General features: G+C 59.4%; 15 protein-coding genes. 11 read left to right on the top strand and 4 right to left on the bottom strand.

The genetic code is table 11. The features are described 5' to 3' along the window. Positions 1 to 113: 113 nt before the first annotated feature. Positions 114 to 968: an alpha/beta hydrolase gene (locus tag BQ8794_RS23855; protein ID WP_167378817.1), complete on the bottom strand. Its 855-nt coding sequence runs from the start codon at positions 966 to 968 to the stop codon at positions 114 to 116. Between the two features lie 313 nt (positions 969 to 1,281). On the opposite strand from BQ8794_RS23855, the gene BQ8794_RS23850 reads away from it, so the two are divergent. From BQ8794_RS23850 to BQ8794_RS23815, 8 genes are all read left to right on the top strand, one after another. Continuing rightward, positions 1,282 to 2,043 (top strand): bestrophin-like domain, encoded by a 762-nt coding sequence (locus BQ8794_RS23850; protein ID WP_077381087.1) that lies wholly within the window; start codon positions 1,282 to 1,284, stop codon positions 2,041 to 2,043. A gap of 476 nt (positions 2,044 to 2,519) precedes the next feature. Further along, the gene (locus BQ8794_RS23845) at positions 2,520 to 3,392 is read left to right on the top strand and encodes a peptidyl-prolyl cis-trans isomerase (protein WP_077381086.1); all 873 of its coding nucleotides are present in this window, start codon (positions 2,520 to 2,522) and stop codon (positions 3,390 to 3,392) included. Beyond that, positions 3,389 to 4,429, top strand: a complete 1,041-nt coding sequence (locus BQ8794_RS23840; protein ID WP_077381085.1) for a HupE/UreJ family protein — start codon at positions 3,389 to 3,391, stop codon at positions 4,427 to 4,429. The genes BQ8794_RS23845 and BQ8794_RS23840 overlap by 4 nt, the downstream gene beginning before the upstream one ends. A gap of 50 nt (positions 4,430 to 4,479) precedes the next feature. Beyond that, a complete protein-coding gene (locus tag BQ8794_RS23835) occupies positions 4,480 to 5,115 on the top strand; it encodes a hypothetical protein (protein WP_077381084.1) in 636 nt (211 codons plus the stop codon). Positions 5,116 to 5,127: 12 nt separating this feature from the next. Beyond that, positions 5,128 to 7,080 (top strand): DUF3604 domain-containing protein, encoded by a 1,953-nt coding sequence (locus BQ8794_RS23830; protein WP_077381083.1) that lies wholly within the window; start codon positions 5,128 to 5,130, stop codon positions 7,078 to 7,080. A gap of 58 nt (positions 7,081 to 7,138) precedes the next feature. Beyond that, complete coding sequence (locus BQ8794_RS23825; RefSeq protein ID WP_244555078.1) at positions 7,139 to 7,924, top strand: porin family protein; 786 nt, start codon at positions 7,139 to 7,141, stop codon at positions 7,922 to 7,924. Positions 7,925 to 7,946: 22 nt separating this feature from the next. Next, on the top strand, positions 7,947 to 8,747 hold the full coding sequence (locus BQ8794_RS23820) for a DUF2092 domain-containing protein (RefSeq protein ID WP_244555077.1): 801 nt from the start codon (positions 7,947 to 7,949) through the stop codon (positions 8,745 to 8,747). A gap of 47 nt (positions 8,748 to 8,794) precedes the next feature. After that, positions 8,795 to 9,067, top strand: a complete 273-nt coding sequence (locus BQ8794_RS23815; RefSeq protein ID WP_425293572.1) for a hypothetical protein — start codon at positions 8,795 to 8,797, stop codon at positions 9,065 to 9,067. Between the two features lie 398 nt (positions 9,068 to 9,465). Here BQ8794_RS23815 and BQ8794_RS23810 read toward each other — a convergent pair whose 3' ends face one another. The 3 genes from BQ8794_RS23810 to BQ8794_RS23800 all read right to left on the bottom strand — a co-directional run bounded on the left by BQ8794_RS23810 (position 9,466) and on the right by BQ8794_RS23800 (position 12,687). Then, positions 9,466 to 10,608 carry an MFS transporter gene (locus BQ8794_RS23810; protein ID WP_244555076.1) on the bottom strand — a complete coding sequence of 381 codons (1,143 nt, stop codon included), beginning with the start codon at positions 10,606 to 10,608 and terminating at the stop codon, positions 9,466 to 9,468. Positions 10,609 to 10,972: 364 nt separating this feature from the next. Next, complete coding sequence (locus BQ8794_RS23805) at positions 10,973 to 11,620, bottom strand: hypothetical protein (RefSeq protein ID WP_077381079.1); 648 nt, start codon at positions 11,618 to 11,620, stop codon at positions 10,973 to 10,975. Between the two features lie 2 nt (positions 11,621 to 11,622). Further along, entirely contained in the window at positions 11,623 to 12,687 is a 1,065-nt protein-coding gene (locus BQ8794_RS23800; protein ID WP_167378816.1) for a ParA family protein, read from the bottom strand. 377 nt (positions 12,688 to 13,064) lie between these two features. Between BQ8794_RS23800 and BQ8794_RS23795 the strand changes: the two genes are divergently transcribed. The 3 genes from BQ8794_RS23795 to BQ8794_RS23785 are packed head-to-tail and all read left to right on the top strand — an operon-like array spanning position 13,065 to position 15,636. Beyond that, positions 13,065 to 13,439, top strand: a complete 375-nt coding sequence (locus BQ8794_RS23795; RefSeq protein ID WP_244555075.1) for a DUF3489 domain-containing protein — start codon at positions 13,065 to 13,067, stop codon at positions 13,437 to 13,439. 5 nt (positions 13,440 to 13,444) lie between these two features. Next, the gene (locus BQ8794_RS23790) at positions 13,445 to 13,951 is read left to right on the top strand and encodes a DUF2924 domain-containing protein (protein ID WP_077381077.1); all 507 of its coding nucleotides are present in this window, start codon (positions 13,445 to 13,447) and stop codon (positions 13,949 to 13,951) included. 2 nt (positions 13,952 to 13,953) lie between these two features. Further along, positions 13,954 to 15,636, top strand: coding sequence for a recombinase family protein (locus tag BQ8794_RS23785; protein ID WP_244555074.1), 1,683 nt, complete (start codon positions 13,954 to 13,956; stop codon positions 15,634 to 15,636). The last annotated feature ends 233 nt before the right edge of the window (positions 15,637 to 15,869 follow it).

Here is a 15,869-nt window from a genome sequence, read left to right as displayed (position 1 = left end):
CCCGCATCGAAAAACCTTCACCATAGCTGCCGACCAACCGCACACCGTCGATCGTCCGGTTTCGGTGCGACGACTGCCGTTCGCTGGAGCCGATGCTTGGGTGTTCAGCCGGCCTATCGGGCCGCACCGCCGACCGGCTTCAGCAGAATGTTCGAACCCTGCTGCACGACTGCGACGTTGCCCGAGATCAGACCAGGCTGGTTGCCTTGGTTGAAGGCGCCGCCGCCAGATGTGTGGAGGGCGCGAACGAAGGCGACGACGGAGGGCGAGGTGCCCGCTTTGAAGTGCCCGAGAGAGTCGGGACTCTCCACGGCGGAAAGGTCAACGACGGTTACTGGAAGCCCTCCCAGTTCGTCAGCACTCTTGATGGACCCGAGGCGCGAGCGCTCGCCACGGAGGCGGGCGGAGAATCTAAGCGCCCGGTCGTCCTTCGAGACGATAACGTAGATTTTCACGCCACGTGCAATGACGGGTTCGGCCTCCTTGCGGAACACGTCGATTTCAATATCGGGCGAAATAAGGATAACTGCGTTCACCTTTTGGAAGAAGGTGTCGTTTTCAGTCCGCGCCATGAGCCGCAAGGTGTCCATCAAGAGAAAGCGTGCAACTTCAGCGTTTACGGCCGACAGGAAGGCACGATTGTCTTGCAGCCGTTCGACGGATGTCACGACAAAATCGGTCTCTGGATCGACCTTGTTGCCCTTCGAGAACGTGACGGTCCCCTGCTCACGCTTGGGCGGAACGGAAATGTCAAACCGAGCGAACTGTGGGTTGGGTGAACGCGCATTTGAATAGAGAGCAGGGGCGGCAGCTGGCGCCCTTGCCGTGCTGACCAAAACCGTTTCGATGGTACCGGGAACGGCGCCATCCGGCATGAATGACAACTCGCCGCGCGTGCCGCATGCGGTGACCATCATCGTGATCAATGCGGTAGTGAGCATACGCCCTGGCAGTATGTCCTGTTGCATGCTCGGCATCTGTGACCTCGCCGTTCACGCTCTAGTAAACGGGGGCGTGGGCCGCCAAGTTGTATTCCAAACAGCAAGAATGCAATCGACCTGCAAAAAGCAAGGCGACTGAAACCGTATCATCGACCATGCCCCTGTGCTAATATATGCATCTGATTTGCGGCGGAAACGAGCGCCAGTTGTAGGCGCGCTTTCAACTCGCATGCGCGGGAGGATGCGTAATCCCACGATTGCAGGTGAGAATGTCGGGCGTCCACTTATGCCGGTCATCACAGCCGGTGGAGTTGGGTTCTACTGGGCCTAAGATGAGAGCATGAGCACTTTGGCGATCAGCGTTATCGTGTTCGTGTGCGTTCTTGGTGGCGCGTTGTTAGGGATGTATCTCACGAGGCTCCTGCCTCAGCATCAACTGAGCGGAGACGCCAAAGACGTTATAAAAGTTTCCATGGCCATGGTCGCGACGTTGGCGGCGCTGGTTCTCGGCCTGATGACCGCTTCCGCCAAGAGTTCTCTTGACGATAAAGAAAGCAAACTGAGAGACATAGCAGCGCAAATCATTCTGCTCGATCGCACGATGGCGCTGTATGGAGCTGAGACCCGGGAGCACCGTGATCTCTTCAAGCGGTTGGTCGCTGCAAGAGTGAACCAAATCTGGCCGGAGGAAAATGCGGTTGGAGTGGCGCCAGAGGTTATCGGTTCCGACACCGGAATCGGGCTTCTTCAACAAAAAATTCTTGCCCTTTCACCGCAGAATGATGCTCAGCGTTGGTTTCAGTCGACCGCGCTGCAGATCAGCCGTGACATCGCTGCAGCCCAGTGGTCGACATTTCAGCAGGTAGGCAGTCGAATTCACTGGCCCTTTCTCGTGATCGTCGTATTTTGGCTCACGGTAGTCTTCGCGAGCTTCGGCCTGTTTGCTCCCCAAAATCCCGTTACTGTCTCGGCGCTGTGCGTTGCCGCTCTCGCTGTCGCAGGTGCGATTTATCTGATCCTCTCAATGGATCAGCCCTACGGCGGACTGATCAAGATCTCCAGCGCTCCGGCCCGCGCCGCGCTGGACCAACTCGGCCGGTAGGTAGGTGAGTGGGAGTTGTTGGACGCGGGACTTGGTCCTCGTGCCAAGCCGTCGCGGTTGCGACGGATTTGCAAGATCTGGATATTTGGACACAGCCTCAACAGCTACACCAGATTCGGATAGACTTGCACAATCCCTCTGGTATCTTGATGCACTATAGAGAGGTGCGTTCCGCGCCGGGTGGCAGAGATCGCTCGCGAGGCGAACGTTGTACGGAAGCTTCGATCCGAAAGGTCGCCAAGCAGCATTGGCTTCGGTTCAGAGGGAGGAGGGGCTGCGTGGCCGCATCGGCGGCAACAACATGTATTCCTGGACCACCAAATACATGAAGCGCTGTCAAACGGGATAGCAGATGAGCGTGAACACGTGCCTTGGAAAACGTGCCTTCGAGCTACGCCGACTGAGAACAGAAGCCACGCCTGATCATTGGCGCTGAGGTTCAGCGTAAGCCACAGGCGAAGCCACTGGGTCGCCGCATGACATGGCTGAGGGAGCCCCTGCTGCATTTCGCCGTCGCAGGCGTGGTCCTCTTCAGCGCCTATTCATGGCTGAGCGGCGAGAGCATCGAGACCAGCGCTGTGGAGCCGGTACACATTAGCGAAGGCGACGTGCGCTGGCTGAAGCAGACATGGTCGAGCCAATGGCTGCGCGAGCCCACCGCCGACGAGCTGAAGGGGCTCCTCGACGAGTTGCTGAAGGAGAAATTGCTGGCGCGTGAGGCCCGCGAGATGGGCCTCGAGGAGGACGACACCATCATTCGCCGCCGGCTCGCGCAGAAGCTCGAGTTCCTGGTCGAAGACACGGCGCAGCTTGCCGAGCCGACCGAGGACGAGCTTCGCCGGTTCCATGCGGCCAACTCGGGCCGCTTCGAGATACCGGGAAAGATCTCAATCAGGCAGGCCTATTTCAATCCAGAGCAACGCAAGGACGCTCAGGCCGATGCCCTAGCAGTAATGGCTGAGCTGAGGGCAGGGAGCGAAGGCGACGCGGCCGCAGGCGATCGGCTGCTGTTTGGTGACCGCTTCGTCGATACCGACGAGTTGGCGCTGTCGCAGATGTTCGGCGCCGACTTTGCGCGGGCAGTTTTTGCGCTCGCGCCGGGCGAATGGCAGGGGCCGATCAAATCCGGCTACGGCCTGCATCTGGTGCAGCTGACGAAGCGTACTTCGACCGAGCTCAAGCCATTCGAAACGGTCAGGGACGACGTCATCGCTGAGTGGCGCAAGGAGAAGCAGACAGAGCTAGCCAACGTCTATCTGGCCGAGCTGCGCAAGAAATATGGCGTCGAGCTGGACGAGAGCGTCAAGGCGGTGCTGCCCGAACCTGCAGCCAATGTGGCCGCGCAATGACCGGGCTCGTTCGACACACGGTCGCCTGGACCGCCAGCGTTGGAGCAAAGTGCTTCTGGCTGCTGCTGACGGCGGCCGTAGCGATGCCTTTCTCGCTGACCGCTTCGGCGCACGAGGTGCGGCCCGCCTATCTCAGCGTCGAGGAGCATGCGCCGAACGAATTCAGCGTGCTGTTCAAGACGCCGATGCGGGGCGATGCTCGCCTCGCGCTGTCGGCCCTGTTCTCCGGCAAGGTCGAAAGCCTGACCCCGGTGGTCTCGCACACCACGGGTAACGCAATGGTGCAGACCTGGCGCATACGGGCTCTGGAGCCGCTTGCCGGGCAGAACGTGGTGATCGACGGGCTGCGGAACACGATGACCGACGCGCTTGTGCGGGTGCAATTCGCCGATGGGAATACGTGGACGACGCGGCTCACGCCGAGTGAGCCATCGGCACTGATCCCTGCATTTCAGAGCGGCTGGGGCGTCTTCGTGACCTATGTCGGCCAAGGCATCGAGCACATCGCGTTGGGCTTCGACCATCTGCTCTTCGTCGCCGCCCTGATGCTGATCGTGCGCGACTGGCGCAAGCTTGTGAAGGCCATCACCGCATTCACGGTCGCGCATTCCATTACGCTCACTTGCGCGACAATGGGATGGCTGACCCTGCCATCGGCGCCGGTGGAAACCATGATCGCGATCAGCATCGTCATGGTCGCAGCGGAGGTGGTGCGCATGCAGCGTGGCCAAGTCAGTTTCGCGATCACCAGCCCGTGGATCGTGGCCTTCGCTTTCGGTCTTTTGCATGGCTTCGGTTTTGCCGGCGCGCTTGCCGAGCTCGGCCTGCCGCAAGGCGACATCCCGCTGGCGCTGCTGGCGTTCAACATCGGCGTCGAGCTCGGACAACTGGCTTTCATCACCGTGTTGCTGAGCGCCGTCTATTGTGTGCGGCGGCTCGTCACCATCCCGCGCGAGGCGGCCATCACCTCCGCGTACGCGATCGGCATCGTCGCGGCATACTGGAGCGTCGAGCGGCTCGATGCGATGTTTCTATGAGGACCACCACGATGAGGTCTCTCAGACATCCGAAGCGATCTGCCGTTCTCGTGGCGGCCGCGGCGGCGGGCTTTATCGCCTTAGCGCCCGGCTCTGAAGGATCTGCCTGCGGCTATGAAGACCCGCAGTCGGTCTCGCGCGGTTCGCTCAACTTGAGCTATCCCGATTCTCTCCACGTCTTTGGGGCAATATCAACGGAGGTCGCGGCCCGGCGGCTCCCGCTTGCGAATTTCAATCGCGGGGGCGTGGATTTGTTCGGACACCGATTGCGGCTGGCCAAGACCTCGCTTGAGCAATTCGGTGCAATGTTCAGCGCATACGAGCACTTGCGGACACCGGTCGCCGTCGTCCTGATCGAGCCGATGTTGTGGGCGCGGTTCCAGCCGAGCACCGACGGCCCGCGGACGGCTGTCCACGCCTCGGGACCCGAGCACGGCGATCTGGTGATCGTTACCGGCGAAGCAGTCATCGCCGAAATCGCCGCGGGCCGTCTCACTTTTGGCAAAGCGTACGCACGCGGCGTAGTCCGCCTTTACGGTGAGGATGCACAGATCGCCGCGTTCGTCCGCAATTATCAGCAGGTCGGTGCAAAACTGAGCGCGCCGCCCCGAGAGGATAGCCAGAACCGACGCACGCTTTGTCTCGGCAGCGATGTCCGTCCTAGCTGCGGCGAAATTGAACCTTGATTGGAGGGAGTCATGCGCGCATTTGCATTCATTTCTTTGGCCGGGGTTGCTTTAGCAGCAAGTGCAGCAGTCTCCGCGCTGGCTGTCGCCGGAGCTATCGCCTTGTCACCGAGCGCTTTGGCGCAGGAATTGAATCTGGACTCTGGCAAGACACCGGTGGGGAAGCGCGAGTATTCGCCTTACCTCGCCAAGGGCTACCCCGACCGGGTGTACTTCGGTGACACCCACTTACACACTTCCTACTCAACCGACGCCGGCCTGTTCGGCACGCGCCTCGGACCGGACGAGGCCTATCGTTTTGCCCGGGGCGAGGAGGTCACGTCCAATACGGGTTTGCGTGTGCGCCTGCAGCGTCCGCTCGATTTCCTCGTCATCACCGATCACGCCGAGAACCTTGGCTTGGCCAACATGATCGCGGAGTCGAACCCTGACCTGCTTAGGACGAGTTTCGGCAAAACCGTTTATGACCTGGTCAAAAGCGGCAAGGGCGGCGACGCATACAACGCCTGGGGCAAAGCCATGACTGAGCGGATCGATCCGCTCAAAGGAAACGAGGTACTGACGCGTAGCATGTGGGAGCGTCTGACCACGGCGGCCGAGACATACAACGACCCGGGAAAGTTTACGGCCATGATTGGATACGAGTGGAGTGCGTCGCCAGATGGCAACAACCTGCACCGCAACGTCATTTTCCGTGATGACAAGGAGAAGGCCAATCAGATCATTCCGTTTTCGCAGTACGACAGCGTTGATCCGGAGGACTTGTGGAATTGGATGGCAAGCTATGAACAGCGGACCGGCGGAAAGGTCCTCGCCATCCCACACAATGGCAATCTGTCACTCGGGATGATGTTCGACGACGTGACCCTGACCGCAAAGAAACCCATCGACCGCGACTATGCCACTAGCCGCATGCGCTGGGAGCCGATCTACGAAGTCACACAGTCGAAAGGTGACGGTGAGGCCCATCCGGCTTTGTCGCCCAACGACGAGTTTGCCGATTTCGAGACCTGGGACAAAGGCAGCTTCGGACCTGGTCAACACACCCCCGATATGCTGCCGCGGGAATACGCGCGCGAAGCGCTGAAGCGAGGGCTGAAATACGAAGCGGAGCTTGGCGCCAACCCGTTCAAGTTCGGTCTGGTCGGCTCGACCGATTCCCACACCGCCCTTTCAACCTCAACAGAGGACAACTTCTTCGGAAAGATCGCACTGACGGAGCCGTCTGCCAGACCCGAGCGGTTCTTCGAGGTGGCCACGGGGCGATTTAGTCCGGATCCAGAGGCGAGGCAGTACGTCTGGCAAGGCAGCGCATCGGGAATGGCCGCGGTCTGGGCGACAGACAACACGCGCGAGGCGCTCTGGGACGCGATGGCGCGCAAGGAGGTCTACGCCACGACCGGTACGCGGCTCTTGGTCCGCATCTTCGCCGGATTCGACTTCGTGGCGGACGATGTCCAGAGGCACGATTTCGCTGAGTACGGCTACCGCATGGGTGTGCCAATGGGCGGTGATCTTTCAGCCGCCCCGGAGGGAAAAGCACCGGCATTTCTGATCCGCTCGCTGCGCGATGCCGACGGCGCCAATCTCGACCGCATCCAGATCGTAAAGGGATCGATGGATGCGCAGGGCGACCTGCAAGAAAAGGTCTACGATGTCGTTTGGTCAGGAGACCGCCAGCCGGGCGCAGACGGCAAGCTGCCGCCGGTCGGCAACACCGTGGATGTCGAACAAGCGACCTACACCAATACTATCGGCGCACCGCTTCTGGCGGCGTATTGGCGCGACCCGGAATTCAACCCTAGCGAGCGGGCTTTCTACTACGTGCGCGTGCTCGAAATCCCGACACCGCGGTGGACGACGTACGATGCCAAGTTCTTCGGAACAGAGCTGCCTCCCGAAGCGCCGACTTCGATCCAAGACCGGGCATACACCTCGCCCGTCTGGTATACGCCGGCTGGCTGAAAAGGAGCATCAGAAGCGCGCCAAAAGCCGCTTCGGGACAAGAGAGGGAATGATGAAAATGCGCAATTTGATAGTGGCCGGCCTATGCAGCCTTTTCGGATCTATAGGCGCGGCTAGTGCCGCGGATGCGGTCTACCCCGGGGCTAACACAGTCGAGTACAAGGACCCGTCGGGCTGGACGTTCACAGTCAGCCTATACGGCTGGCTCGCGGGTCTTGAGGGCGATGTCGGTGCCGGAGGCAGAACCGCACATGTCGACGCCACTATTGGTGACATCCTGGATAACCTCGACATAGCAGTCATGGGATTGGCCGAAGCCCGCTATGAGCGGTTCGGCGTCTTCACCGACCTCAACTACGTCAAGCTATCGACTTCCTCCGACACGCCATTCGGCATTCTCGCCAGCAGCGTGGACGCAACGGCGCACAGCTTGATGTGGACAGCCGCCGGCGAGTATCGGCTGCTCGACCAGCCGGATGCCAGCGTCGACGCGTTCGCAGGCTTTCGGCTGTTCTCCATCAAGAATGAACTCGACCTCAACCCGCCAGGTTTGCTCGGTGGTCTTGAGCTGTCGCAACAGGAGACCTGGGCCGATCCTATCGTCGGATTGAAGGGACGCGTGTCCATCAACCCGCAACTCTATCTGACGACCTGGGCGCTGATCGGCGGCGGCGCCTCTTCGGATATTGTTTGGGATGTAATGGGCGGCGTTGGCTATCAGTTCACCGACACGATTTCTGCCGTGGCTGGCTATCGCGCCGCGGGTGTCGACTACGAGAATGATGGTTTCGTCTATGACGTAATACAGCACGGACCGATCCTTGGCGCCGTGTTTCGTTTTTGACGCACAAAAAGGGAGGATACGAATGATGATCGCAGTGGAGAATAGCCACTCGGCGCGGTTTTGGGTGACCGTCGGCGCGTGTTCCCTTGCGCTGGGGGTGAGTGAAGCCCCGGCCAGGGCCCAACAGATAGAGCCGGAGGCGGACAAAATCCTTCATTCGATGGCGGACTACGTCGCCGGGCTGAAAGCCTTCACGGTCAACTATGACACCGATAGCGAGGTGATCGACACCGAAGGCCAGAAGCTGCAATACAGCGCGTCGGGATCGGTTGCGCTCGAACGCCCCGGCAAGCTGCATGTCTCCCGCAAGGGAGCATTCGTCGATGCCGAGATGACGTTCGACGGCAAGACGATCTCGATCTACGGCAAGAAGGTCAATGCCTACGGTCAGCTCGAAAGCCCCGGCCCGACGATCGACGACGCAGTCGAAGAGGTCCGGGCTGCGACCGGCTTCGACGCCTCCGGAGCCGACCTCTTCGCCGTAGACGCTTATGCCGTGCTCACCGAGGACGCGACGAAGGGTGTTTATGTCGGGACTGGCCTGGTTGGTGGGGTCGAGTGTGACCAGCTTGCGTTTCGCAATCCGAGGGTCGACTGGCAGATCTGGGTTCAGAAGGGCGATCAGCCACTGCCGCTAAAATACGTAATCACCACCAAGTGGGTCACCGGCGCGCCGCAATACGCCTTGCGGCTTAGCGACTGGAATGTAGCGCCGCAGATCGAGTCGGCGCAGTTCACGTTCACACCGCCGGAAGGCGCCACCAAGCTTGAAGGGATCACCGCCGACCAGATCGGCGAGCTTTCTGCGGAGGGAGCAAAATGACCAGACATCGCTCGAAGTTGGCCGGCATTGCCGTCGCCGCATTCGCCATGATCCTTGCCGACGGAGTCGGCTCGCTCACTCCTTTCGGGAGCCTGGTCAGCGACGCGCAGGCGCGCGTGGGCCGGCCGGCAACGCCGGGTAGCGTGGCGGGCGTCGCAAGGCGCACCACACGCCGAGTCGTTCGGCGTTCGACTATCTATGTCGCCGCGTTGCCGGCGGGGTGTGTGCAGACATCGGTCAACGGGACTGTGGTTTGGAGCTGCGGTGGCACTTACTACCAGCCATACGGCGGTCGCTACGTCGTCGTTTATATCAATTGACGAAATCGGCGCGTCCGACACGCAGACGCGCGGTGGTCACGCGCCTGGTTGCCGGCGCTCTGAAGCGAGTGTCCGAGAAGGCGCCTGAACGCGACCTTCGCAAGCGTGAATGCAAGGTCTCGATGTGGCGCAACTTGTCGGTTCAACAACCGGAAGATTTGACCCGATGCGGGCCTTCTGCAGCGGCTTTTCCACGCTCGATAGCAGACGTTCGACGGAACGGGTGATCCTGCCCCGGCAAACACCGATGATGTCAGATAAAGTGCGGCAGACAATGTCATGAGGAAGCGAGGCGACATTTCGCGCTCCGCGACAGCCGGAAGTGATGGACAACCTTCCAACGTTTTCCTTCGCGATTGACCCATCCTGGTCAAACACCCCAAACCGGTGCGGCTGCATCACCGTTCCTCCGGCGGCTTGAGGTGCCGAAACTGCATCAGCAGCAGCAGATCGTAAGCGATCTTCAGTGCACCGCAGATGAGGAGGGGCCAAGCCCGGAACGAGGCAGCGAACAGAGCGCCCGCCAGCGCGGGACTGGCTGCGGCGGCCAGGCTGCGCGGGACCGATGTGAAGCTCGCGGCGGCTGCCCGCTCCACCTCGGTGACAACCGCCATCACGTAGGAAGAGCGCGTGGGCACATCCATCTGCGAAAGTGCGGCGCGAACCAGCAGCAAAGCGAGCGCCAGAGGGAGCGTCGGCGCAAGCGCCGCCGGCATCAGGGCCAGGCTGGACGGAATATGTGTGAACACCATCGTGTTGATGAGTCCGATGTGCCGAGACAGCCAAGCTGCAACGGGGAATGAGAACGCCGAAAGTACGCCCGACCAGAAGAAGAAAAAGCCGGCTTCCGAGAGCGACAGGTCGAATTTTTCGAAAAGCCATAGGGCAAGCAGCGACTGGACGACAAAGCCGCCGGCGAAAGCATCAAGGCTAAAAAGTGCCGCAAGCTTGAAAACAATATTGCGCGAAGGGCCGAGCGCGGATGCGGTGCCGGAGACCACTGTTGGAGGGCGCTGCGGGATCCGCGCGTAGAGGAGGCCGCCGAGCAGGCCGAGCAACGCGTAGAGCACGAACATCGCCTTGATTCCGGTGAGTTGGTCGAGGCCGACTGGAACCAGAAGATCAGGTGTCGCCGAAGCGAGCGCGCCAACCGCGGCTGCCAGCGCACCCACCAAGCTATATCGCGCGAACATCTTGGTCCGCCCGGTATCAGTCACTTCACGTGTGAGCACGGCATGCTCCAACGGCACGAAGATGCTGACGCTGCCGGCCGACGGGTTGATGGTGCCTGCGAACGCGATCACCAAAAGCAGCGCGTAATCTTGGACCGCGGCAAAGGCCACACCCGTGGCGATCATCAGACTGGCGGCGGCAAGCAGGAGTTGGCGGTGATCGTATCGTGCGCCAAGAAGCCCGACACCTATGGTCAGCAGCGCGGAACCGAGAAGCGACGCGGTCGCTATAATGCCGACCTGCAGAGGCGCGAAGCCTAATGCGAGGAAATAGACAGGCAACAGAACGGCCACGAAGCCGTCGCCCATGTCGCGTAAGGCGCGTGCTGCAAAAAGAAATGTCGCCGGGCGGATCTGCTGCACTGATCAAGCCTGTACACATCACCTGCATCGGCGTCACTGGCTTTGGCAGCGTCGCTCGACAGGGCCGGAAGATCATGACGGAGTCGCGTTAGACATTCCAGCGAGGCGAAGGCCATGAAGTTCGGGAAGTGGGTCAGAATTCCCCATGGTGCTTTGGTAATGTCCAGGAAGGGGCGCATTGCCGCCCGCCAGCCTTTTGGGGCCGCAAGCAGAATGTCCGGTTTGACATCGCTAACGTGAGAATCGAGACATCGCCGGTTGTGGTTACCCTACCTCAGCCTCAGTTCTCGCGGGATCAGCGGCGAGCGTTTTATTCCACTTCATCATCCAATAGCGGCTCAGAAATCACCTTCGGCATATGCGCGCCGATCGAGCAAATGAAACTGATCGTTATTTCTGTGTCGACCTTGTCGATTGGCCAGAGTGAAACGCCGGCGAGCGTTGGGTTTACGTCAGCTTCATGAGCGATCTGATTCCTCCGTTTCCAGACGCTTTTGAGTTGCCCCTTTATGTGCTCTGTGGATTTACGCTCAATCTCTGGGAGGCCGGAATTGATCAGTATTGCCAACCTGTCCCACGGCTTCAAACAGTAGCAAGATAGCAATTCCGCCAACTTCGCCGGGTCTACAAACGCTTTGTAAGAATTTGTTTGTCGAACGTGGATCTCGGCCGTTGCTATACGCGCTTCCTCGTCGGCGATAGTCATAACATCCATCGGAAGATGAATGTTTCTTGTCCTCAAACCGTTGGTGAAACGGTGCTTGGTTTCTACGGCGGCCAGTTCGTGAGCAAAAAAGTCAAACGAACTGACAGCCAGAAAATAGGCTGACCTTAGTGCGTCATCATTTGCAGGCTCGTGGGGACGCAATGCTGTTAGCGCGTCGAATAGTGCAACCATCTGACGCGCCCTTTCGATGGCGTGCTCGAAGGTAGCTGTTGCACCGCTGAACCGCTCCATGTTCAGAACATATCCGTCAGGGCGATGACCTTCTCCGCGCCGGATTTAAACCCTTGATAAACGTCATTTATTTTTATTTGATAAGTATCGGCTACGTTCCCTCGGAAGTTGGTGTCGGTCGCGAGATCGATCGCGAACACCGGTTTAGCCAACTCCTGTGCCGTCGCGATCAATCCGTCCAACGACCCGATCTCCATAAGGAACTCGTTCGTTGGTGCATTTGCGGCAGCATAGGTCTCAGTGGGGAGAAGCATCTTCGAAGCTTCGAGGGCGACCAGCAGATCAGTGCTTCTCGCTTCCGCGAGCCGGTCAAACCACTTTTGAAATGCTTGGGTCGGCTTCGCCTGCTCCTCCCCTCTCGCCCGCTTTCGAAAGTTGTTTACGGTCGAACCCAAATAGGCCGGCGTAACTGGGCGAAATGGGTAATCAGCAATTTTCAATAGTGCATTGGCGGAAGCTTTTCGCCCCCATTCTGCCCACTTTGGAAGCGTGCGCGCCAAGGAGCGAAGTGCCATCGCCGAGAACAGGTCAGGCGCCATCGGCAGAATGAAGGCATCGCTCGTCATAAAAAGGTTTTGGTTTATAGCTCCTAGGCTCGGGCTCATATCAACCAGGGCATAGTCTATACCGAAAAGGTCTGCAGATTTCCTAATGGCATGATGCAGAGCGCCTGGAATGTTCTGGAGTGCTGACAGCGTGTTACTGAGTTCGTGGGCGACAGCAAGCTGACTTTCATATTCGGACAGACCCACATGGCCCGGGAGCAAGAATAGACCCTTTTGGGCCGGTGACTCATAGAGTTCGGTCGCCTCGATCATATATGGTCGAGATTCGAAGGCTGGTCGCACAGCGTCTCGAATATTTCGCGGCTTCTGAGGTGACTCACTTTCGAATGGATAGTCCTCGGTATCCATATCGCCGAGAAAAATCCCAGTGAGATTGCATTGGGGGTCGCAGTCAACGACCATCACCCGCTTGCCCAGCATTGATAACATCCATGCCAAATGGAATGTCATCGTAGTTTTCGCGACTCCGCCCTTGTGGTTAAAGATAGCAATCTGCTTCATAAAACCCCCTGCTTGGCCCAGCTCACACACGGCTACGAACGGCGTCTTGCGATTTGTTGGCATCAAGCACGCCTGGTGGAAGTCCGCAATACTCAAACCCTCGCTTAGGCGCCTAAGCGAGTGGCCGCTTTCGGGATCGCGCCAGTGCGCCGCTGCCGGCCGAGATAGGGGCAATTACTGCCTTCGGGGAACCTGTCGAATAACGACTAGGAGCGACATTCGACTGGACTTCATACGGCAACGAAGCATTGGTGTTCCCAGCGCAGCAGAAGAGCCGCGGATTAGGCCGAGCAGAATCTCCAGCCCGCCAGCACAGCGGGCTTCGGTCAGTACAAGCGCCGGAATGGCCCGGGCTTTGAACCTGACGGAGACTTGAAATGGCTATCCTCACTGACATCACGACCACCGCTGCCGACCCCCAGACGGGCGAGACGACATCCAAGCTCGACCAGAGCACCAGGATGATCCAAAAGCTGCGCCAGAAATCCAGCACGGCCTCGATGACGGACAAAAAAGCCAAGGACGAAGCGCCCGCGGCGGCGACCAAAACCGACATCGTCCTCAAAAAGCTGAAGTCGGCCAAGGGCGTGACCATCCAAACCCTGATGGATGCGACGGGATGGCAGGCGCATTCGGTCCGGGGCTTCCTCTCCGGCACCGTCAAGAAGAAGCTCGGCCACGAAGTCCTCAGCGAAACAGGCAAGGACGGACAGCGGCGATATCGCCTTGTCGAGACGAAGACTGCCGGTTGACCTCGATGCGCAAGCGACTTGATTTGGATGGTGAGATCGCCGGGGTCGGCGATCTCACGCGCGACGAACTGTCAGCAGCTTGGGCGAGGGCTTATGGCTGCCCGCCACCCAAAGGGGTCAAACGTGGGTTGCTTGAACGGTCAGCTACCTGGCATCTCCAGGCCAAGCGACTGGGTGGTTTGCCTTCGACCCTCAAGAAAACACTCGGGACAGGCACCACGCGTGGGACCAACGCGAACGCCATCCGCCCGAGCAATAGTGGGCCGGATCGCCAGGACGGAGTTCCATTAGCCCGGCCAGCGTTATCGGATAGGGCATTGAAGTCGTCGCTACGATCTCTTCCGCCAAAAGTCGGCTCCCGCCTGATGCGGGAGTGGAATGGGCGAATGCACATCGTCGAAGTTGTCGACGACGGCTTCGTGCTTGACGGCAAGACGTACGGATCGCTGTCAGCTGTCGCCCGCCGCATTACCGGCGCCCATTGGTCTGGCCCGAGGTTCTTTGGGCTATGACGATGACGCCTCGCCTCAACTGTGCCATCTACACACGAAAATCGACCGAAGAGGGATTGGATCAGGAGTTCAACTCACTCGATGCCCAGCGCGAAGCCTGCGCGGCCTTCATCACTTCGCAAGTAGGTCTTGGCTGGAAGCTGGTGCCAAACCACTACGACGACGGTGGCATTTCGGGCGGCACGATGGAGCGCCCTGCCCTGCAGCGTCTCCTGCAGGACATCCGGGACAAAAAAGTCGATGTGGTGGTTGTTTACAAGATCGACCGCCTCACCCGGTCGCTGATGGATTTCTCCAAGATCGTCGAGATCTTCGATGCCAGCTCCGTTTCTTTCGTGTCGGTGACGCAGCAGTTCAACACTACGACCTCAATGGGCAGGCTCACGCTCAACGTGCTTTTGTCCTTCGCTCAGTTCGAGCGAGAGGTCACAGCAGAGCGTATCCGCGACAAGATCGCCGCATCGAAGAAGAAAGGCATGTGGATGGGCGGCGTGGTGCCCCTGGGCTATCGCGTCGACAACCGCAAGCTGGCGATTGACGAAACCGAAGCGCAAACAGTTAGACACCTGTTCGATCGCTATCTCGCCCTGAAGTCGGTCCGGGATCTTGTCGATGAGGTTGCGAGTGACGGGCTCTCGGCAAGGACACGACAACGCAAAGACGGATCTGTTGCCGTCACCATGCCGTTTGGTCGCGGCAATCTCTACCACCTGCTTTCGAACCCAATCTACATCGGCAAGATCAAGCACAAGGATCTGATCTACAATGGAGAGCACGAGCCGATCGTCACGTCCGCCACGTTCGAGGAGACTCAGGCACTTCTCGCCGCGCAGGCGCCGCGGCGGCGAAGCGATTCCAATGTCACGCAACCTCATTTGCTCACCGGTCTGCTCTTTGATGAAGCGGATGAGAAATTGCGGTCGGTTCACGCGAAAAAAGAAGGTGTTCGCTACCGCTACTATGTCTCAAAACAGTTCATCGATGAACGCCGGAAACGGTCAGAGGGTTGGCGTCTTCCAGCGCCCGCACTTGAATCAGTTGTTGAGCATCGCCTGAATCGAATTCTCAGTGATCAGGCCCAACTGTCTGGTTGGATTCAGCAATGGGCCGACGCTGGCGAAATCCAGTCGGCGATGCGGCGAGCCGAAAAGATGCGGTCGTGTTGGGCATCAGACACGGCGGAAGCGAAGCGATTTATGCTTCAAAAGATCGTTCGGAGGATCACCCTCGAGCCCGGATCGTTGACGATCGAACTCGATCGCCGCTCGCTATCGGAATTGCTTCTCGACCGTACTCTGCCTCCCAACGATAGCGCCCAAGTAACTTCGATCGAATGTCCAATCGGTATGAAGCGGCGCGGTGTCGAGACGCGGATCGTGCTTACAGACGGGTCCAACATCAGCCGAGAACCCGATGGCGCCTTGATCGACCTTGTGCGTCGAGCCCGCCTCTACCTCAACCAACTTACGGACGGAGCCAACCGCAGCCTCACCGACGTTGCCATGCTCAACGGCACCGACACGTCTCAGGTGAGCCGACTTCTTCCCTTTGCGTTCCTCGCTCCGAAAATAACCGCCAGCATCGTTGCCGGTGATCAGCCTGTCCAACTGACGGCGCACAGACTCTCGCGGGTCTCTGACCTGCCACACTCCTGGACCAGCCAGACTGCACTCCTCGGCTTCTGACACAATCCGGCGTGCATCTGGCTGATCAGCCAACCATCGCTTTGCCAAACACTTGGCTACGGAATTCGCCCGACAGAGACGGACGGCCAAAAGTCAGGTGTTTTGGACGCTCACTGCGGAGTCTCAGCCAAGTGTTGGCTACTACTCGGCGCTAACCCACGGAAATGTCGACTCTATTCTGAGACGGTCGAAAACGCGCCAAAACTGGCGGACTGAATGGTGGGCCCGGAGGG

Source organism: Mesorhizobium prunaredense, assembly GCF_900156895.1.
Classification (GTDB): domain Bacteria; phylum Pseudomonadota; class Alphaproteobacteria; order Rhizobiales; family Rhizobiaceae; genus Mesorhizobium; species Mesorhizobium prunaredense.
Note: the sequence above shows the minus strand (reverse complement) of the source record. Positions and strands in the feature narration are given on the sequence as shown.